The organism is Amycolatopsis sp. NPDC051903, from assembly GCF_044452505.1.
Classification (GTDB): Bacteria; Actinomycetota; Actinomycetes; order Mycobacteriales; family Pseudonocardiaceae; genus Amycolatopsis.
This window is the reverse complement of the sequence record NZ_JBITBT010000054.1, coordinates 23,820-43,266: the sequence shown is the minus strand read 5'-3', so window position 1 is coordinate 43,266 and position 19,447 is coordinate 23,820. Positions and strand designations below refer to the sequence as shown.

Below are 19,447 nucleotides of genomic sequence, written 5' to 3'. Positions count from 1 at the left end.
ATGACCGAGCCGACCTCGACGGTCCGAGACCTCCCCCACGCACTGCGCGACGGTGATCGGTTCGCCGAGCGGCTGGCCGGCCGGCGCCCGGCGGTGTTCCTCGACTACGACGGGGTGCTGGCCCCGATCGTGGCCCATCCCGAGGACGCCGTGATCTCCGACCGGATGCGGGACACGGTGCGAGCGCTGGCCGTGCGCTGCCCGGTGTGCGTGGTCAGCGGCCGCGACCGGCTCGACGTGCAACGGTTGATGCGGATCGACGACCTGGTGGTCGCGGGCAGCCACGGCTTCGACATCTGGAGCCCCGCCGCCGGCGAGATCCACCACGACGCCGCGAGCGGGTTCGAGGACGTCGTCGGCGAAGTCACCGACCGCCTGCGCGCGGAAACCGGCTCGATCCCGGGCGTGGTGATCGAAGCGAAGAAGGCTTCGGTCGCCGTGCACTACCGGCTCGTCGATCCGGACCAGCGCCACCGGATCACCACCGCGGTCGACACCCTCCTCGCCGAGCACCCGGACCGGCTGAAGATGACGCCGGGCAAGATGGTCTACGAGCTTCAGCCGAAGATCGACTGGCACAAGGGCAAAGCCGTGCTCCACCTGCTGCGCACCCTGCGCCTGGATTCACCGGACGTGGTCCCGATCTACCTCGGCGACGACATCACCGACGAGGACGCTTTCCGGGCGCTGGCCGATCGTGGTGGCGTCGGGATCTTCGTCGGCAGGGCCGACGACCCCGAGGTGGCCGATCGGGCCACGGCGGCCGACTTCATCGTCTCCTCCCCCGAACAGGTCGAGCAGCTCCTGTCCACTTTGGCCGCCGACGAGGGCGCGGCTGCGGACGAGCGGAAATCCGCGTCCGACTGCGTTCTCGTCTACGACCACTTCGATCCCGGCGCCGAGGGGCTGCGGGAGTCGCTGACGTCGACGGGCAACGGGTACTTCTGCACCCGCGGCGCGGCCGAGTGGGAGGACGCCGGCAAGGTCCACTACCCCGGCACCTACGCGCACGGCGGGTTCAACCGCGAGACCACCATCCTCGGCGGGCACCCGGTGCAGAACGAGGACCTGGTCAACCTGCCGAACTGGCTGGTGCTCAAGCTGCGCATCGACGGCGAGGAGGCGATCAGGCTCGGCAACGTCGACGTGATCTCCTACGAGCACTCCTACGACATCCGGCTCGCCACCGTGCAGCGCGTCCTGCGCTTCCGCGACCGCGCCGGCCGGGAGACGACGCTGCGCAGCCGTCGCTTCGTGAGCATGGCCCACAGCCACCAGGCGGGCATCGAGTGGACGCTGACGCCCGAGAACTGGTCCGGTCGCGTCGAGGTGATCTCGGGGCTGGACGGCCGGGTGACCAACCAGATGGTCGCCCGCTACCGCGAGCTGGAGGGGCGTCACCTCGATCCGGTGTCTCCCCGTACTTTCGGCCCGGAGACCATCGCGCTGAAGGTGCAGACCCGGCAGTCGAACATCTACGTCACCGAAGCCGCCCGCACCCGCGTCTTCCGCGACGCCGAGCAGCTTCCGGCGGAGCGCACCCTGCACCAGATGGACGACTACATCCAGCAGGTCATCGCGTTCGACGTGGCGCGGGGACAGCCGGTGCGGGTGGAGAAGATGGTGTCGCTGTTCACCTCGCACGACAACGCGATCACCGAGACGCTGGCGGCGGCCGGCCGGGGCGTCCTGCGCTACCCCAGCTTCGCCGAGGCACTGGCGGAGCACGTCTCGGCGTGGAGGGAGCTGTGGGAGGTCTGCGACCTCCGGCTCCCGCGGGAGCCGCGCGTGCAACTGCTGTTGCGGTTCCACGTGGCGCACGTGTTGCAGGTCTGCTCCCGGCACACCGCGCGGCACGACGCGGGCGTCCCGGCGCGGGGGCTCAACGGCGAGGCCTACCGCGGGCACGTGTTCTGGGACGAGCTGTTCATCTACCCGTTCCTCAACTTCCGGCTGCCCGGGATCACCCGCGGGCTGCTCCTGTACCGCTACCGCCGGCTCGCCGAGGCCCGCGCGGCCGCCCAGGAGGCGGGCTTGCGGGGCGCGATGTTCCCGTGGCAGAGCGGCAGCGACGGCACCGAAGAGACCCAGATCGTCCACCTCAACCCGCTCTCCGGCCAGTGGGACCCCGACCTCAGCCACAACCAGCGCCACGTCAACGCCGCCATCTTCTACAACGTCTGGCAGTACTACCAGGCCACCGACGACCGGGAGTTCCTGCGCGATTACGGCGCCGAGCTGATGCTCGAGATCGCGCGGTTCTGGGCCTCGATCGCCCGGTACAACCCGGAACGCGATCGCTACGAGATCCACGGCGTGATGGGGCCCGACGAGTTCCACGAACGCTACCCCGGCAGCGAAAACGGTGGCCTGAACAACAACGCCTACACCAACGTGATGGTGGCCTGGATCGCCGACACCGCGCCGCGGGTGCTGAGGTTGCTGCCGGCCAGCCGCCGAGCCGCGCTGCGCGCCCGCCTCGGGTTGACCGACGAGGAGCTGCGCACGTGGGACGAGATGAGCCGCAAGATGTACGTGCCGTTCCACCCGGACGGCATCATCAGTCAGTTCGAGGGTTACCTGGACCTGGACGAACTCGACTGGGAGCACTACCGGGCCGAGCACGCCAACATCCAGCGCCTGGACCGGATCCTGAAGGCGGAGGGCGAAGAACCGGACCGGTTCAAGCTGGCCAAGCAGGCCGACGTGGTCATGTTGTTCTTCCTGTTCTCCGACGAGGAGCTGCGCACCCTCTTCCACCGGCTCGGGTACGAACACGACGGGGAGCGGACGCGGCGCGCGATCGACTACTACGACCGGCGCACCTCCCACGGTTCGACGCTGAGCCTCGTCACCCACGCCGGCGTGCTCGCCGCGCTGGACCCGAAGAGTTCCTGGGACCGGTTCATCGTGGCGCTGGAGAGCGACATCGGTGACGTGCAAGGAGGAACGACCAAGGAAGGCATCCACATGGGTGTCATGTCGGGGACCTTGGACCTGCTGCAGCGCTACTACGCCGGCACCACCGTCCGGGACGGTGTGCTGTACTTCGCGCCGACCCTGCTCGACCGGCTCGACGGGCTGGTCTTCTCGATGCAGTTCCGCGGCGCACCGCTGCGGGTGTCGATCGCGGGCGACGAGCTGACGGTGTTCGCGCTTCCCCAGGGCGTGCGCGGACCGATCCGCGTCGGCGTCGGGGACGAGGTCCACGAACTCGGGGCGGGCGACAGCCGGGTCTTCACCGTGTCCCGCGAATCCGGACCCGCAACCCGGGAGAGCCACCGGGACCACGCGGAAGGGAGCCACCATGGCGACGGGCTTTGAGGGCGCGATCTTCGACGTCGACGGCGTGCTCGTCGACTCCCCGCACGAGCGGGCCTGGAAGGATTCGCTGCGCGAGCTGATGGAGACCGACTGGGCCGACATCCGCGACCGGACCACGTGGTCGGACGACCGCTTCACGCCCCAGGTCTACCAGCAGGTGATGTCCGGCAAACCGCGGGCAGCCGGAGCGCTGGCCGCCCTCGAGCACTTCGAGGTCCCCGACGCGAAGGATCGCGCCGAGACCTACGGTGCGCACAAACAGGCCATGGTCATCAAGCTCATCGAGGCGGGCGAGTTCGAGGCCTACCCCGACGCGCTGCGCTTCGTCCTCGCGGTGAAGGCCGCGGGCATCCCGACCGCCGCGGCGTCGTCGTCGAAGAACGCCGGGCTCTTCCTGCGCCAGATCCGCCTCGACACCTTCGCCGCGCAGAACGGGCTTTCCTACGACTTCGTGACGCCCGGGCTGAGCCTGCTCGGCTCCTTCGACGCCGACATCTCGGGCCGCGACTTCGCCCACGGCAAGCCGCACCCGGAGATCTTCCTGACCAGCGCTGCCGAGCTCGGTGTCGCCCCCGAGGACTGCTTCGTCGTCGAAGACGCGGCCAGCGGCATCGAAGCCGCAAAGGCCGGCAGGATGGCGGCGCTGGGCGTCGCCAGGGCCGACGACGAAGCGCTGCTCACCGCCGCGCGGGCCGACCTCGTGGTGACCTCCCTCGACGAGATCGACGTCGCGGCGCTCGGCAACCACGAACTGGCCGGGCGGGCGTCGTGACCAGCCAGGCGCCGGCGGCGGAAGCGGTTCCCCGGCAGGTCCGCGAAACCGCCGAGAAGACGCTCGCCATCGGCGTCGACATCGGCGGCACCAAGATCGCCGCGGGGGTCGTCGACGAGGCCGGGCACATCGTCGCCCGCACCCGGCGCCCGACCCCCGCCGACGACCCGGTGCGGACCCAGGAGTCCATCGCCGACGCCGTGCGTGAGCTGGCCGCCGAGTACCCCGTGGCCGGTGTCGGTCTGGGCGCGGCGGGCTTCGTCGACGAGAAGCGCTCGACCGTCATGTTCGCGCCCAACCTCGCCTGGCGCGACGAGCACCTGCGCGAGGCCCTGGAGGACCGGCTCGGCATGCCGGTGGTCGTGGAGAACGACGCCAACGCCGCCGCGTGGGCCGAAGCCCGCTTCGGCGCCGCCCGCGGCGAGACCCACGCCGTCATCCTCACCATCGGTACCGGGATCGGCGGTGGCGTCGTCGTCGACGGGAAGCTGTTGCGGGGCCGGTACGGGCTGGCCGCCGAGATCGGGCACTACACCATCGTCCCCGACGGCCGGCGCTGCGGGTGCGGCCTGCACGGCTGCTGGGAGCAGTACGGCAGCGGGCGGGCGCTCGTCGTCGAGGCGCAGGAACAGGCGACCGTGGCGCCCTCGATGGCCCGGGAACTGCTGCGGCTCGCGGGCGGGCGCCCGGAGGGCATCAACGGCCACATCGTCACCGCGGCCGCGCAGTCCGGGGACGTGACCGCGCTGAGCTGCTTCGACGAGCTCGGCAAATGGCTCGGGCGCGGGATGGCCGCGCTGGCCGCGATCCTCGATCCGGGCATGTTCGTCATCGCCGGCGGGGTGTCCGAAGCCGGGGAGATTCTCCGTGCACCGGCCGAAGTCGTGTTCCGCAAGAACCTCACCGGCCGCGGACACCGCCCCACCGCGAAGGTGCGCATCGCCGAACTGGGCAACGAAGCCGGGCTCGTGGGCGCCGCCGACCTGTCCCACTTGCGGTGAACTCCAGGCACCATCGGGAATTCGCACCGGGAAAGTCCTTTGTGGACCTCTCGGCAGAGGTGGTGCCGCCGACGTCTTCTTCGGGGCACGGAGACCTTGCGCGGCGCATTATCATGAACTAGTACACCTTGTCAAGGGCTGACCGAGTGGGTGGTCTTCATGCGCAGGTACCTCGTGGTCGCGAACCAGACCCTCCTGGGGCCGGAGCTGCAGAAGGAGCTCCGCGCCAGGATCGAGGCGGGGCCGAGTTCCTTCTACGTGCTCGTCCCGAACACCGCCGCCGCGCACTACCACGCGGTGCCCGCCGCCGGTGGTGTCGTGCCGATGCCCAGCGTGGTACTGGACTTCGGCCGGCCCGCCTCCGACGAGGAGGCCACGGCGCAGGCCCGGCAGCGGCTGGACCAGGTGCTCGCCGACCTCGCCGCGCAGAAGGTCGAGGCGGACGGCGACCTCGGGAGCGCCCAGCCCCTCGAAGCCATCGCGAAGGTGCTCGCGGATCGCCACTTCGACGAGATCGTCGTGGCCACACTCCCCCGGCGCGCCTCACGCTGGCTCAAGGCCGACCTGCCGCACCAGGCCGAGCGCCGCTTCGGCCTGCCGGTCACCACGATCACCGCGAAACGCTGACCGGCGCCTGCCGCAGGTGCGCGGGCGCTGCACTGGATCTCGCGCCGACCCCTGCCAGGGACGCGCCTGGTTCGCCTCGACGACGAACGGCATCCGTCAGGCCGGCTGAGCCTTCACCGCGAGCAAGCTCTCCGCCGTGTCCACAATGGTCTCTTCGACCGGCCGCGGGGACCAGCCCAGCAGGCGCCGCGTTTTCTCCGAAGTCGCGTCGAAGTTCCGGCCCAGCTGGGGCAGCAGCAAGCGCAGCGAGGGGTTGACGCCCGCAGCACCCGCACCGCGCTCTCCCGCGGGCACGATCATCTCGTCTTCGTGTTCAGGCACCTTGGTGAGCGTCGGCGAGGCTACGTGCACCACGTAGTCGCACCGCCTCGCCCCACCCGGCGTCCTGCCGCAGACCCGCCTGCACCACCACGACCTTCGCGTCATCCGGCGCCGCGCTTTCTCCGAGCATCGCCCGCAGCTCGGGCTTCTTCTTCAGGTTCCGCACCGTCGTGCGCACGGAGTGCCCCTCCGCGAGCAGCGCGAGCACGCACCAGCTGCCGATGTACCCCGAACCAGCCACAGTCTGTAGCGGCTCCGGCTGTTCCTCCTCCGGCTCTCCTGCGTCGATGAGTCCCAGTAAGATCCACAAGGCACGTTCCGTCACTCAACGGAACCCCGGAGTGGGGAGTTGGATGCCCGACGCCATGCTGCGGTCATGAGCACGCCGCGCCATCATCTGCGGCTGATGTCGCGCAGGCCCGAACCACGCGGACAACGAGAAACAATGGCGCATCGAGCCCTCGGCAGCCACGGCACGAGGACCTTGGTGGTCGCCGGGATCGTGCTCGTCGCGGCGGGCCTGCTCAGCGGGTGCGGGCCGGTGAAACCCGACCGCGTGCTCTCCCAGCGACCGGCACCGGCGCAAACCGGCGCGCCGCTGCCGCTCACCCAGGTCGATCACCCCGTCAACCTCGCCAAGTTCGACGCGGACCCGTGCAGCCTGCTCACCAAAGACCAGGCCGCCGCCGTCGTGGCCGACCCACCCAACGACATCCGCGCGAACGTACGAAACGGTCCCGTTGACTTCGGCTGCTCCTGGAACAACCACCTTGGTGCGCTCATCTCGGCACTGAAGCCGATCGGAACCCCGAAGACCCTCGCCGAACTGTCGGTGGACGGCTTGAAGAAGGACGGCGAACTCGAGCCCTGGACCGAGACCTCGATCGCCGGCCTCCCGGCCGTCGTCTACCACGTGTTCCAGCACACGTACGAGTGCTCCGTCTCCGTCCAAGTCACCCAAAACCAGATGCTCACCTTCGACATCCAAGGCAAAGACCTACCCGGCAGCTACTGGGACAACGACCGCTGCGGCGGACTCGCGAAAATGGCCGAATTCGTCATCGGCAACCTCCGGCAAAGCTGAAACGCCCGGGCCGGCACGGCCTGTGGCGACAATGACTCGGTGAAGAGCGTGAACGAGCTGATCTCCCCGCTCTCCGGGAGGATCCGCACGGTCAACGACGCTCTGACCAATGACCCCAGCCTCGTCAACACCAATCCCTGCCAGGCCGATTGGCTGTTCGCGGTCGAGCCGGCTCAGGCCACCCTCGAAAGCGCGCCGGCCGATCTGTTGGACGCCCAGCCCTGCCTGACTGATTTCTCGCGATCGGTGGATCCAGCCGGCGACGAGGCGCCCGAGCGACGCTAGGCCACGGTGACCGGCAGGACGCTGAGCCCGCGCAGCGTCGCCGTGGCCGCCCATTCCGGCTCGCCGCCGAGCCGCAGCCCGGGTGCGCGGCGTGCGAGCTCCCGCAGCACCGTGCGGCCTTCCAGCCGGGCCAGCGGGGCGCCGAGGCAGAAGTGGATGCCGTGCCCGAACGCCAGGTGCCGCGCCGGCGGGCGCGTGATGTCGAACGTGTCGGGTGCGTGGTGCGCGCGGGGGTCGCGGTTGGCCGCGCCGACGAGCACGAGCACCGAGTCGCCCGCGGCCAGCTCGACGTCGCCGAGCTTCGCGTCGTCGAGCGCGGTGCGCGGGGCGAGCTGGATCGGCGAGTCGTAGCGCAGGATCTCCTCGACCGCCCCGTCGACGAGTGAGGCGTCGCGCGAGAGCGCGGCGTATTGCTCGGGGTGACGCAACAGGGCGAGCACACCGTTGCCGATGAGGTTCGTGGTGGTCACGTGCCCGGCGAGGAGCAGCAGGGTGAGCGTGACGAGCAGCTCGCCTTCGCTCAGCGTCTCCCCCTGGTCGGACACCGCCACGAGCGCGGACAACAGGTCCTCCCCCGGCTTGCGGCGCCGCTCGGCGGCCAGGTCCCGGAAGTAGGCGATGAACTCGCGGCGCGCCTGCGCGGCCCGCTCGCCGACGCCCGGCGGCAGCAGGAACCCGGGATCCGAGGCCCGCGCCATCGCCGCCGACCAGTCGCCGAAGCGTTCCCGGTCTTCAAGCGGCACGCCCAGCAGCTCGGCGATCACCGTCACCGGCAGCGGCACGGCCAGGGCCGCCATCAGGTTGGCCCCGCCGGCGTCGAGGATCCGGTCGACCGCCTCGGCCGCCAGCGCCTCGATCCGCGGCTTGAGCTCCTCGACCACGCGTGGTGTGAACGCCTTCGACACCAGCCGCCGCAGCCGGGTGTGGTCCGGCGGGTTGAGGTACACGAACGCACGCACCACCCGTCCCCGCGCGTCGACGGGGTGGTCCGGATCGCCGCCGTCGACGACTTCCGGAGCTGGGTGCCCGAACTCGGCGCCCCGCAGCACCTGCTCGGCCTCGCCGTGGCCGAGCACCACGAACGGCCCGCCGGCCCTCACAACCGGCGCCTTCTCCCGCCACCCGGAGTACACCGCGTACGGGTCGGCGCGATTCCTCGGGTCGAGCAGCTCTGCGAGCATGTTCACCACGGCACTTTCTCACGCTGGGCGGCCAAGTGACGTGCGAACGCACCAAGTCGACCGCGCCGTCGCCCGGGGTGCGGGGAATGTGCACCGCGCGATGCCAGTCAGGTGAGGGCGGCGGCCAGCAGGGCGAAGGCGGCGATGAGGACGGCGACGCGGACGTAGTGGTAGCGGTCCCAGCGGTTCATCTGCTCCTTCCAGTCCCCAGGCCGGTTCTCGGGGGTCCACGTCTTGCCCCGGTTGTTGATCGGGACGAGCAGCAGCAGCGACATGATCACGCTCACGATCAGCAGCGCGGCGGCGAGGACGACGAGGCCGGTGCCGGGCCGATGCCATCCGGCGATGGCCCAGACCGCGCTCAGGACGAGCGAGCCGACGTACCAGAACGGCATGAGCGCGCCGAGCATCCGGCCCCCGTGGGCGCGGCCGAGCTGGTTGCTGTCGTCGGGGAGCCCGTTGAGGATCGGGTTGACGACGAAGGCGACGGAGAACTCCACCCCCACCATCACCCCGACGACCACGACGGTGACGACCTCGAGTGCGCTGAACATGGCGACCTTCCCGGAATCTAGTGTTGCTAGCTGATGAGGCAACGCTAGTACTACTGTCGCTCGATTGTCTAGCAGTGCTAGGATCGAGTCATGTCGGTACAGGAACGCAAACAGCGCGAACGGGCGGACCGCGAGCGCCTCATCGTGGCGACCGCCCGCGAACTCGCCGAGCAGCAGGGCTGGGACGCGGTCACCACCCGCCTGCTCGCCGAGCGCATCGAATACAGCCAGCCGGTCCTCTACAGCCACTTCCGCGGCAAGCGCGAGATCATCGGCGCCGTCGCCCTCGAGGGCGCCGCTGAGATGGCCACGGCACTGCGCGCCGCGACCGCCGCCACGGACGGCCCGCGCACCCGCGTCACCGCCCTCGCCCGCGCCTACCTCGACTTCGCCGAACACAACCCGGCCGTCTACGACGCCATGTTCCAGCTCGACGGCGGCCTGACGTTCGCGAAAGACGACACCCCGGAGCCACTGAAAGACGCCTTCGCCGCCCTGCTCGAAACCCTCGGCGCCGTCGCCGGCGACGGCGTCCACCCGGGACTGTTCACCGAGCTGTTCTGGGCGTCCCTGCACGGCCTGGCCACCCTGACCCGCGCCGGACGGCTGCCACCCGAATACGCCGAACGCAGGATCGAGCTACTGGTGGACCGGCTCCCCCTGCTCTGACACACCGCCCCTGCGGGCAAGACCGGGCACCGAACGCACCGTTGACTGAACCAACTGCAGGGTTCGAGCAGCGCTATGCGGCGCGGACGTCGGGGAACAGGACGACGATTGCCCGTCGGCAAACGATGTTTCGGGCAGGACCCGTGGTTCGGGAACATCAATGGTCAGCGGACAAGAATTGAGACATCCGTCCTGTTGCCCGACGCGGCATTTCGTGGCCGATGCCGGTGGAGTTGGCCCACTGTCGACGCTGTGAGCTGCGGTGGGCCATTCCCGATGGCAGAACGAGTGCGCGACTTCGCCGGTGCACATGGCCCGTTCGACTTCCCTATTGCAGAAAATTGCGTTTCATGGCCTCTGCGGCAGGCCGATAGCTTCGGATTCATGGACTGGAGTTTTCTCGCGGCCGACGACCTTTCGGCTGCCTTGCGCGCCGGTGACGTGACCTCGGTGGAAGTGACCGACGTGGCGATCGCCCGTATCGAGTGCGACAACAAGGTGATCAACGCGATCTGCGTGCCGGACTTCGACCGTGCGCGGGCCGCCGCGCGCCGTGCCGACCAGGCGCGCGCCCGCGGCGAGGATCGGCCGTTGCTCGGTGTTCCGGTGACGGTCAAGGAGTCCTACAACATCGCCGGGCTGCCCACGACGTGGGGCATGCCGCCGCACCGGAACTACGTGCCGGCCGAGGACGCGGTGCAGGTGTCGCGGCTCAAGGCCGCAGGCGCGGTGGTGCTCGGCAAGACCAACGTGCCGTTGGGGCTGCAAGACATCCAGAGTTTCAACGAAATCTACGGCACCACCACCAACCCGTGGGATCACGGTCGTACCTCGGGCGGGTCCTCCGGCGGGTCGGCGGCGGCCCTGGCGTGCGGATTCGGCGCGCTGTCCATCGGCTCCGACCTCGCCGGCTCGTTGCGCACCCCCGCGCACTTCTGCGGTGTCTACGCGCACAAGCCGACACTGGGGCTGGCGGCGAACCGAGGGATGGTCCCGCCGTCCGCGCCGGCATTGCCGGCCGATTTCGACCTCGCCGTCGTCGGTCCGATGGCGCGCACCGCCCACGACCTCACGCTCCTGCTCGACGTCATGGCCGGACCGGACCCGCTGACGCTCGGCGTCGCGCACCGGCTGGCACTGCCGCCCGCCCGCCACGAGCGGCTCAGTGATTTCCGGGTCTTGGTCCTCGACGAGCATCCGCTCATTCCGACCGGGTCCGCCGTGCGGGCCGCCGTGAACCGGGTGGCCGCCGCGCTTGCCGACGGCGGCGCCCACGTCGAACGGCACAGCCCGCGGCTGCCGGATCTGACCGAAGCCGCGACGCTGTACATGCAGTTGCTGATTTCGGGCTCCGTCGCGCGTTTTCCCATCGAATCGGACGAGCAGCTGCGGACCCGCGCCACCGGATTGAGCGCGGGCGACCAGAGTCTTGACGCCGTGCGGCTGCGCGCCATGGCGTTCAGCCACCACGACTGGCTCGAGGCGAACTACCGCCGCGAACTCCACCGCCACGGCTGGCGGCAGCTGTTCGCCGAGTTCGACGCCGTGGTGTGCCCGATCACGCCGACGCCCGCGTTCCCGCACGACCACACCCCCAATCCGATGGAACGGCGCCTCGACATCGACGGCGTCGAGTACCCGTACTTCGACCAGCTCGTCTGGGCCGGTCTGGCCACCACGCCCGGCCTGCCCGCCACCGCCATACCCGCGGGCCGCTCCCCCGAGGGCCTGCCGGTCGGAGTGCAGCTCATCGGTCCGGCGTTCGAGGACCGCACCCCGCTGCTGCTGGCGGAACTGCTCGAACAGAAGATCGGCGGCTTCCAGGCACCGGAATAGGGCGTACTGGCAAGGCGGGTCCGAGCAGCCGTGCTGCGATGTGGACGGACACGCCGGTGGCGAACATCGGCCTCGTCGCCGCACTTGCCTTGTGCCGCCGTATTCGTGTCGCCCTTGACGTGGCTCGATCGCGGCCCGTGGTCACGACACCGTCGTCGGGCTTCGTGGTGCGTTTCCGGCTTTGTGACGGGGTGGATGTCACGGTGACGGGAAGTCCTGGGTCAGGCGGAACGTGAAGTAGTCGACCCGCCAGCCGTCCTTCTCCAAGCCCTCCTGGGCGACGACCTCTGTCCTGAAGCCTTCCCGGTCGGCCAGGTGCTTCAGGTAGGCCAGGTCGCCGGAGGTGCCGAAGAAGATCAGCATCCTGCCGGTCGGGGTGAGGTGGCGCTTCGCGGCGCCGAAGAACTCGGTCATCGCGCGGTAGTTCTCGTCGGTCATCGCGGCCTCGAGCCGGTCCCGAGGGGCGAACCACCGGAACGGGGGGTCGAAGACGATCAGGTCGAATTCGCCGTCGACAGCGCTGAACACGTCGCTGCGACGGACCTCGACCCGATCCGCGACGCCGTTGCGCGCGGCGTTTCGCCGGGCTGCCTCGACAGCGCCGGGGTTGATGTCGACCGCCAGGATGTCGGCGGCGTCCGAGGCCGCGAGGATGGCGTTGACGCCGCTTCCGGTCCCCATGTCCAGCACGCGGTCGCTCTCGTGGACCTCGGCCAGGACGGCCTCGCCGAGGAGGTGGGACACGCCCGTGATGGGCATGACCTCGGGCGGGATGACCAACGTCCGGCCCAGGTAGGTGACCGTTCGACCCGGGCCGGCTTCCGCTTTCCCGCTGTTGTAGGCCTTCTCATGCCAGTGCCGGATGCGCTCGGCGTGCTCCTCGGTGACCATCGGGGTGTAGTCAGCGGGGCTGGCTGGGCGTGGGGCTGGCGGGTCGGTTTCGGCCATGTCGGCACCTTATGCAGTGCACTGGCTCGTTCGTGCGGGCTTCTGGAGAATTGGCCGCGCGGCTTCGCAGACCGCGGCGGGTTCGGAGAAAGGAAGCACGGAATGCAGATCCAGATGAGCACGGACAGCAACCTGCGCGGTGGTGAGGAACTGCTCGAGCGCCTCGAAGCCGAGCTCACCTCGAAGCTGGCGCGGTTCAGCGACCACCTGACGACGCTGAACGTCCACCTGAGCGACGAAATGGGTAAAGGCACCGACGGTGAAGACCTGCGCTGCGTGATCGAAGCCCACCCCGCCGGGCGGAAGCCGGTTGCTGTCACGAACTACGCGGGCTCGGTGGCCGAAGCGTTCAACGGCGCCGTGCACAAACTCGAGCGGGTCCTGGAAACGCTGTTCGGCCGCGCGGGCCACCACAAGGGCGGCGAAACCATCCGGCACATGAAGGAGGACGGAACCAGCTGAGCGGGTGATCGGCTCCGGTCGAGCGGCTGGGCGGATGAGCCCGCACTTGTCCGGGAACCGGTTCCGCAGGACCAGCTTCTGCTCAGTGTCCGCCCGGGTCGCGTGCAGACCCAGGGCGACGTGTCCATCACCTCGTCGGTACCGAGCCGGCAGACCTTGGCGCCCGCGATTACGCGCTGGCGGAGTTGGTGGGGGCAAGCCAGGCGAGAGCGCACTGGGCAAACCGGATTCGCCAGTGCCCCGCGTGATGACGACGGCTGGGCGGGCCGGCCGCGACGCGCAGTCAGACCGCCGGCGCTATTCGGCAAGGGATGTCGGTGTTCTCGTCGGTGTGGTAACTCGCGCACACCCGGTGGTAGCCGTCGGCGATGTGCAACGCGATACCGCGGCGCAGGTCGCCGCGCACCAGCAGGATCGGCGAGAGATCCTTGTGGTCGTGGATTTTGCGCAGATCGGAGCTCACGTGCGGGTTGTCGGCCGGTAGCAGCGGCAGGCCCGCGGCGCGCAGGATGTCCTTGGCCTTGAAGGAGGCGGCGTTGCGGCCGTCCCGCAGTTCTTCGATGAGGTGGTCGACGAGGTCGGCGCCCGCGATCAGGGTGAGGTAGGCGGCGGCAGCCGGGTAGTCGTGGTGCTGGGGTTCGTCGAGCCAGGTCACGGTGGTCATGGGTCAGGCCTTTCGCTCGTCGAACGCGTCCAGCGCTGCGCCCGCGGTGGCGAAGTAGCTGTCCGCGCCGATCGTCCGGGTCAGCCCGTACCGGTCCAGTTGCGCGCGGACCTCGGGCAGCACGCCGGAGAGCACGAGGCGCGTGCCGCGCGCATCGAGGCCTTTGGCGACCGTGGACAACACGCCGGCCGAGGTGTAATCGACGTCGCCGACGGCAGCGCAGTCCAGGCAGAACCAGGCCACGGCGCGGCCGCCGGTGAGCAGGGTGGTCACATCGGTGCCCAGCCGCATGGCGTTGGCGAAATACAGGCTGCTGCCGAAGCGGTAGACGATCATGCCCTCGGTCGTGCGGCGGCCGGGCGTGACCGGCTCGGATTGCCAGTGGCCCGCCGGTGATTTGACCAGAACGCCGCTGTGCGGGCGGTAGCTGTGCCGCAGGTGATCCACGATGGACACGACGATGGCCAGCACGACGCCCTGCTCGACGCCGGTGAAAACCACGGCGGCCGCGGTCAGCAGCGCCACCACGAATTCCGCGCGCCGAACCCGGAAGATGCGGCGCATCCCGGCGACGTCGATCAGGTGGACGCCGATCAGGAACACGACGGTGGCCAGCGCCGCCAGCGGCAGCGCGCCCAGCGGACCGGTGAGGAAAACCAGCACGACCACGGCGACCACCCCAGCGGCCAGTGGCGCGATCTGGCTACGGCCGCCCGCTCCGTCCACGATCTGCGTTTTGGTGGGGCTGCCGTTGACGACGAAGGTGCCGGTGAACGCCGCGGCCACGTTCGCGGTGCCGAGTCCGACCAGATCGGCGTCTTCGTCCACGGTTTCCTCGTAACGGGCTGCGTACGCGCGCGAGGTCGCGGAACTCTGGGCGAGGATCACCACGAACATCGACACCGCGATGCCGAGCAACGTGGACATGTCGGGCAGGTCGAAGGAGGGCAGCGCGACGTGCGGGACGCCCTGGGGAACCACACCCAGCACGGCGACCCCGTGCGCGGACAGGTCGAGGAGCTCGCTGACCACGATCGCGCCGACGACGGCGATCAACCCGCCCGGCACCTTCTTCGCCACGAGGCCGATCCCGACGACCACGACGACCACGGCCGCGGACACCAACGCGGTCGTGACGTTGACGTGGCCGAGACCGCGAACGAGGTTGATCAGCCTGGGCACGGTCTCGCTGCCGACGGCGGGCACACCGAGCATGTCGGGCAGCTGGCCCGCCGCGACCTGGATGCCGACGCCGGTGAGAAAGCCGACCAGGACCGTGCGGGACAGGAAGTTGGCCAGGAAGCCGAGCCGGATCAGCCGGGCCAGCAGCAGCATCGCGCCGACCAGCAACGCGGCCGTGCCGGCGAGCCGGACGTAGCCGGCCGACCCGGGAACGGCCAGCCCGGCCAGACCGGCCGCGAGGATCGCCGCGGTCGCCGAGTCCGCGCCGACCACCAGGTGCCGGGACGCGCCGAACAACGCGAACAGCACCACTGGCGCGAGCATCGTGTACAGGCCGGTGACCGGCGGCATCCCGGCGATCTTGGCGTAACCGAGCACCTCGGGGACGGCCAGCGCGGCCAGCGTGACACCGGCGAGCGCGTCGGACCCCGCGGCACGCCGCCGGATCGGCACGATCCCGGCCAGCAACGGGACCCGCCGGGCGGCGCTCGGAGGCGGCGCGTCCTCATGGGGCATCTGAGGAATTGTGGCAGCCGGCCGGAATCGCCGCAGCTCCTCACCCCCGCCGGGCGGCTGCTGGTGCGATGCGTTGAGCGAGCCCTGACGGAACCGGGCATCGACCCGCCGGCGCGAGGTTGCCGCTGCTGCCGCGACCGACTCGCAGTCAAGTGGCCGTTCATCCCCCACGTTAAATGTACGTACATTTGATCGGTTCTCACCCGGGCCGCGCTGCACAGCACATCCAGGAGGAGAGCCATGCCCAACGTGGACACCACGCACTTCGATCTCGTCGTGACCGAGTTCAGACGGGGTGGCAAGACGCTCGCCGCGATGGACGCGCCGGCCGGCGCGCCGCCGTGCTCGAGCGGTCGGCGGAGATGTCCGGCGGCACGTGCCCCACTTCCCGGAGCTGGCCGAGGAAAAGCGATCCGGTCCACGGCCTCAGTGCTACTTCTTGACCTCGATCATGCAGTAGACGTACTGCTCCACTGGCACGCCGTTCATCGTGTACTGCTCGCCGAAGGAGAACGGCGTGCGGGGGTTGCGGTAGGTGTCGCACTGGTGGAGATCGCTGGTGCCGGTGAGCGCGTGGATCACCTTGTAGTGCGCGGCTTTCGACGAGCACGGCACCTCGGTGAGGTCACCGGCAGGGACCTCGACGCCGCTCGTGTCGGGGATGGTGCCGCTCAGGCAGACACCCTCGTCGTAGTGGTCACTCGTCGAGGTCGCCGCCGCCGCGCTGGTGGCAGGAATCTGCGGGGCGGGCGACGGAGCGGAGGCAGTCGACGGGAGTGCGGAAGTGGGCAGCGGCTGGGCCGCCTTCCCGGTAGGCGCAGTGACGTTGACGGCCGGCGCGGTGAAAGCCAATCGGCCGGCGAAGATGGCGGCGGCCACCACGACCACCGCCAGCGCGACGAGGCAGGCCTTCCGGTGCCGCCGGAAGAACCCTGCGATGCTGCCAGTGAACCGCCGCCACCGCGACTCGGGCCGCGTCCGCACTGTCCCGAAACGCGCGGCGGACACCACTGGCGGCTGCCGCTGCATGCGACCCCGCTCGGGATTCCAGTACCACGGCCCGTCGTCATCCGGACTATCCCCCATGAACCGATGGTGACAGAACCAGCCTCGCGAGACGCGAGGAATGCCTCAACTCGTCCTTCGAAAAGCCTTCCCGCAAACCGAGTTCACCTGCATGGATCACCACCGGCAATGGTGGCGTGATCAGCGGAGCCGTAGGTTGGCGACGGGGTTCGAGGTGATCAGTCACGCCCGCCGGAACCGGTGTCCGAGTGCTCTTCGGTGTCGCGGGTCGCTTCGAGGATCCGGTAGGCGGGATCACGCAGGACGAGGGGCGGGCCCGGCTGGACGCGTCCGGTGAGGCACAGGCGCTGCCCGGGTTCGAGATCGGGGTGAGCCTGGTGAAATTCGAGGGTGAGCGTTCCGGAGGCGTCGACGAGCTGCCCGGCCAGAACGGCGCCGCGGCCAGGGGCGTCTTTCCTGAGGGCCAGCTCGTGCAGCCGGCCGTCGACCGTCGCGGTCGTGTCGGGCCGCAGGTCGGCGATGGGAGTGCTGCCGGGTTCAGCGGCGGGCTGGTCATCGGTGGTCGCGGAATCGCCGGGGTGCGCCGAGCCGGTGCGGGTGAGGAAGCGTTCGACGACCGTGGTGATGTGTTCCTCGGGCAGGGTCGGCATCTGCGCGCGGATCCGGGTCTGGACGTCGTAGGGCACGATCGTCGCGGCGGCGTGCGGGATCCGGCTGACGACCCGGGCGATGCGGTCGGCGGTGCGGTCGTGCAACAGCCGGCCCAGCAGCGGCGCGTAGCTGCGCCGGGGCAGGAGCACGGTGATCCCCGTCCTCGGCGCGGCGGCGATCATCTTCTGCACCAGGGTGTACGCGGCGCGGGCGATCCGCCGGTCGGGGACGTCGATGAGCCGCAACGCCGTGTTCATGCCGAGCTCTTCCCAGCGGGCGCGGAGCCGTTCGGCGGCCTGGGCGTCGATGACGAAGTGGACGGCGGTCACCTTGTCCGGGCGGAGGCTGCTGCCGTAGCGCAGGGCTTGGATGACCGCCACGTCGATGGTGTTGACGAAGACCACGACCTGGTGGCGCGCGTACCTGGTGGGATTGGCCCGGTCGGCCGTGATCCGCTCGAGCACCGCCGCTTCCGCGCGGTATTCGCGGTTGAGCCGGATCAGCACGAACACCAGCACGGGGAAGACCACGACGACCAGCCAGGCGCCCTCGGTGAACTTGGCGATGGCGAAGATCGCCACGACCACCGTGGACAAGATGCCCGCGGCGAGGTTGACGCCGAGGTTGAACCGCCAGCCTCGCTCCCGCAGCCGCAGGTGGTGTTTCGTCATCCCGTACCCGGCCATGGCGAACCCGGTGAACACCCCGATCGCGTAGAACGGCACCAGCGCGGTGACCGTGCCGCCGGAGAACAGCAACAGCGCCACGGCGAGGACGGTGAGCACCAGGATGCCGTTGGAGAAGACCAGCCGGTGGCCACGGGTCGTCAGCTGCCGGGGCAGGAAGCGGTCGCTGGCGACGAAGCTGGCGAGGAACGGGAAGCCGTTGAAGCTGGTGTTGGCCCCGGTGTAGAGGATCAGGGCGGTCGCGGTCTGGATCGCGGCGAACATCACCTGCCCGAAGGCGCCGTGGCCGAACACCGCGCGGGCTTCCTGCGAAACCACCGACGGGTACCCGCTCTGGTACGGCGTCGCGTGGGTGAAGTACGCCAGCAGCGACACGCCACCCACGAGGAAGCCGAGGATCGTCGCCATCGCGACGAGGACCTTGCGGGCATTGGGACCGCGGGGACTGCGGAAAGCGGAGACCGTATTGGAAATCGCTTCAACGCCGGTGAGCGAGGAGCCGCCGTTGGCGAACGCGCGCAGCAGCACCAGGATCGTGGCACCCTCCACCAGGCCGGACCCCTGCCGCACCGGTATCGCGCCTGGCAGGCTGGCGGAGTCGTAGGTCGGCAACCCGACGGTGGCCGCCTTGACCAGCCCGACCACGATCATCGCGACCAGCAGCACCGAGAACAGGTAGGTCGGCACGGCGAACGGCCGCCCGGCCTCGCGCAGGCCCCGCAGGTTGGCGTAGCAGAGCAGGACGACCACGCCGATCGTGATCTCGAGGCTGTAGGGCCCCAGCGACGGAATCGCGGACACCACGGCCACCGTGCCGGCCGAGGTCTGCACGGCGACCGTGACGACGTAGTCGATCAGGAGCGCTGCGGCGGCGACCTGCGCGACCCGCGGCCCGAAGTTCTCCCGGGCGACGACGTACGACCCGCCGGCACGGGTGTAGGCCATCACGACCTGCCGGTAGGACGCGGCGACCAGCACCAGGATCACCAGGATCACCCCGGTGATCGGCAGCACCAGACTGAATGCGGCAAGCCCGGCATACGGCAGCAACTCGACCAGGATCTGCTCGGTGCCGTACGCCGACGATGAGATCGCGTCGGGGGACAACACGCCCAGGGCGGTCGTATTCGACAGCCGTTCGTGCGTCAACCGCGCCGTGATGAGGGGCTTGCCCAGGAACACGCGCTTGATCGCGTATCCGAGCGCACCCGGCTCCAGTCGGCGCACCGGTTCCTCGGATTGCGTCACCCCATCAGAATGCCAAGAAACAGCGGTTTTGACACGACGTTGACGCCGGTCAATTCCATTTTTACCCCGGCAAATCTCAAGCCGAGAGTTACCTTCTCTTCAACAGTCATGAAACGTCAAAATTATCGAAAAGTTCGTCAATATTTCGTCAAGAGCGCGGTTTGCTCGCAGACGCTTCGGCACACTGCGCTACTAATTGGCCCTGAGTTGTCCGTTTTGGACGGATGGGCGGGCGGAGTCGGGCTCGAACCGACGCGGACACGGCGAACCGCCCGTCGACCACTCCACGTGCCACGCCGCTTCCCCACGCGAGGAGTACCGCCTCGTCCACAGTGGATGACTGCTCGCCCCGCCCATCGACTCCCCCTCTGCACGGACACTTGCTGCTCGCGGCCCTCGGCGGTGCCTGC

General features: G+C 69.5%; 17 protein-coding genes and 1 pseudogene. 9 read left to right on the top strand and 9 right to left on the bottom strand.

Going from position 1 to position 19,447, the window contains the following annotated elements:
• The 4 genes from otsB (at position 1) to ACIA77_RS48445 (ending at position 5,724) form a co-directional block, all read left to right on the top strand.
• A complete protein-coding gene (otsB, locus tag ACIA77_RS48460; RefSeq protein ID WP_395892987.1) occupies positions 1-3,324 on the top strand; it encodes a trehalose-phosphatase in 3,324 nt (1,107 codons plus the stop codon).
• A complete protein-coding gene (locus ACIA77_RS48455) occupies positions 3,308-4,096 on the top strand; it encodes an HAD family hydrolase (protein ID WP_395892986.1) in 789 nt (262 codons plus the stop codon). The genes otsB and ACIA77_RS48455 overlap by 17 nt, the downstream gene beginning before the upstream one ends.
• Entirely contained in the window at positions 4,093-5,097 is a 1,005-nt protein-coding gene (locus tag ACIA77_RS48450) for an ROK family glucokinase (protein WP_395892985.1), read from the top strand. The genes ACIA77_RS48455 and ACIA77_RS48450 overlap by 4 nt, the downstream gene beginning before the upstream one ends.
• A 159-nt stretch (positions 5,098-5,256) precedes the next feature.
• Positions 5,257-5,724, top strand: coding sequence for a hypothetical protein (locus tag ACIA77_RS48445; protein WP_395892984.1), 468 nt, complete (start codon positions 5,257-5,259; stop codon positions 5,722-5,724).
• A gap of 96 nt (positions 5,725-5,820) precedes the next feature.
• On the opposite strand, the gene ACIA77_RS48440 is transcribed toward ACIA77_RS48445, so the two are convergent.
• Together ACIA77_RS48440 and ACIA77_RS48435 are read right to left on the bottom strand one after the other, a co-directional pair.
• Positions 5,821-6,045 carry a hypothetical protein gene (locus ACIA77_RS48440; RefSeq protein ID WP_395892983.1) on the bottom strand — a complete coding sequence of 75 codons (225 nt, stop codon included), beginning with the start codon at positions 6,043-6,045 and terminating at the stop codon, positions 5,821-5,823.
• On the bottom strand, positions 6,038-6,370 hold the full coding sequence (locus ACIA77_RS48435; RefSeq protein WP_395892982.1) for a hypothetical protein: 333 nt from the start codon (positions 6,368-6,370) through the stop codon (positions 6,038-6,040). Before ACIA77_RS48435 ends, ACIA77_RS48440 begins: the two co-directional genes overlap by 8 nt.
• 51 nt (positions 6,371-6,421) lie before the next feature.
• On the opposite strand from ACIA77_RS48435, the gene ACIA77_RS48430 reads away from it, so the two are divergent.
• Both ACIA77_RS48430 and ACIA77_RS48425 read left to right on the top strand, forming a co-directional pair.
• Positions 6,422-7,129 carry a DUF3558 domain-containing protein gene (locus ACIA77_RS48430; protein ID WP_395892981.1) on the top strand — a complete coding sequence of 236 codons (708 nt, stop codon included), beginning with the start codon at positions 6,422-6,424 and terminating at the stop codon, positions 7,127-7,129.
• Positions 7,130-7,150: 21 nt separating this feature from the next.
• Positions 7,151-7,414, top strand: a pseudogene (locus tag ACIA77_RS48425) (hypothetical protein); the annotation flags it as partial.
• Here ACIA77_RS48425 and ACIA77_RS48420 read toward each other — a convergent pair.
• The gene (locus ACIA77_RS48420; RefSeq protein WP_395893001.1) at positions 7,411-8,595 is read right to left on the bottom strand and encodes a cytochrome P450; all 1,185 of its coding nucleotides are present in this window, start codon (positions 8,593-8,595) and stop codon (positions 7,411-7,413) included. The pseudogene ACIA77_RS48425 and the gene ACIA77_RS48420 sit on opposite strands and share 4 nt — an antisense overlap.
• A 107-nt stretch (positions 8,596-8,702) precedes the next feature.
• Positions 8,703-9,149 carry an anthrone oxygenase family protein gene (locus ACIA77_RS48415; RefSeq protein WP_395892980.1) on the bottom strand — a complete coding sequence of 149 codons (447 nt, stop codon included), beginning with the start codon at positions 9,147-9,149 and terminating at the stop codon, positions 8,703-8,705.
• A gap of 90 nt (positions 9,150-9,239) precedes the next feature.
• On the opposite strand from ACIA77_RS48415, the gene ACIA77_RS48410 reads away from it, so the two are divergent.
• Positions 9,240-9,818 (top strand): TetR/AcrR family transcriptional regulator, encoded by a 579-nt coding sequence (locus ACIA77_RS48410; RefSeq protein WP_395892979.1) that lies wholly within the window; start codon positions 9,240-9,242, stop codon positions 9,816-9,818.
• Positions 9,819-10,202: 384 nt separating this feature from the next.
• Positions 10,203-11,654, top strand: coding sequence for an amidase (locus ACIA77_RS48405; RefSeq protein ID WP_395893000.1), 1,452 nt, complete (start codon positions 10,203-10,205; stop codon positions 11,652-11,654).
• Between the two features lie 198 nt (positions 11,655-11,852).
• Here ACIA77_RS48405 and ACIA77_RS48400 read toward each other — a convergent pair whose 3' ends face one another.
• Positions 11,853-12,602: a methyltransferase gene (locus tag ACIA77_RS48400; RefSeq protein WP_395892978.1), complete on the bottom strand. Its 750-nt coding sequence runs from the start codon at positions 12,600-12,602 to the stop codon at positions 11,853-11,855.
• Positions 12,603-12,704: 102 nt separating this feature from the next.
• Here ACIA77_RS48400 and ACIA77_RS48395 point away from each other — a divergent pair, with 102 nt between their 5' ends.
• Complete coding sequence (locus ACIA77_RS48395; protein ID WP_395892977.1) at positions 12,705-13,064, top strand: HPF/RaiA family ribosome-associated protein; 360 nt, start codon at positions 12,705-12,707, stop codon at positions 13,062-13,064.
• A 283-nt stretch (positions 13,065-13,347) separates the two neighbouring features.
• Here the strand turns inward: ACIA77_RS48395 and ACIA77_RS48390 are convergent, their stop codons facing one another.
• The 4 genes from ACIA77_RS48390 to ACIA77_RS48375 all read right to left on the bottom strand — a co-directional run bounded on the left by ACIA77_RS48390 (position 13,348) and on the right by ACIA77_RS48375 (position 19,037).
• Positions 13,348-13,728 carry a hypothetical protein gene (locus ACIA77_RS48390; RefSeq protein ID WP_395892976.1) on the bottom strand — a complete coding sequence of 127 codons (381 nt, stop codon included), beginning with the start codon at positions 13,726-13,728 and terminating at the stop codon, positions 13,348-13,350.
• Positions 13,729-13,731: 3 nt separating this feature from the next.
• Positions 13,732-15,426 carry a SulP family inorganic anion transporter gene (locus ACIA77_RS48385; RefSeq protein WP_395892975.1) on the bottom strand — a complete coding sequence of 565 codons (1,695 nt, stop codon included), beginning with the start codon at positions 15,424-15,426 and terminating at the stop codon, positions 13,732-13,734.
• 432 nt (positions 15,427-15,858) lie between these two features.
• A complete protein-coding gene (locus ACIA77_RS48380; RefSeq protein ID WP_395892974.1) occupies positions 15,859-16,512 on the bottom strand; it encodes a hypothetical protein in 654 nt (217 codons plus the stop codon).
• Positions 16,513-16,670: 158 nt separating this feature from the next.
• On the bottom strand, positions 16,671-19,037 hold the full coding sequence (locus ACIA77_RS48375; protein ID WP_395892973.1) for an amino acid permease: 2,367 nt from the start codon (positions 19,035-19,037) through the stop codon (positions 16,671-16,673).
• Positions 19,038-19,447: the final 410 nt, after the last annotated feature.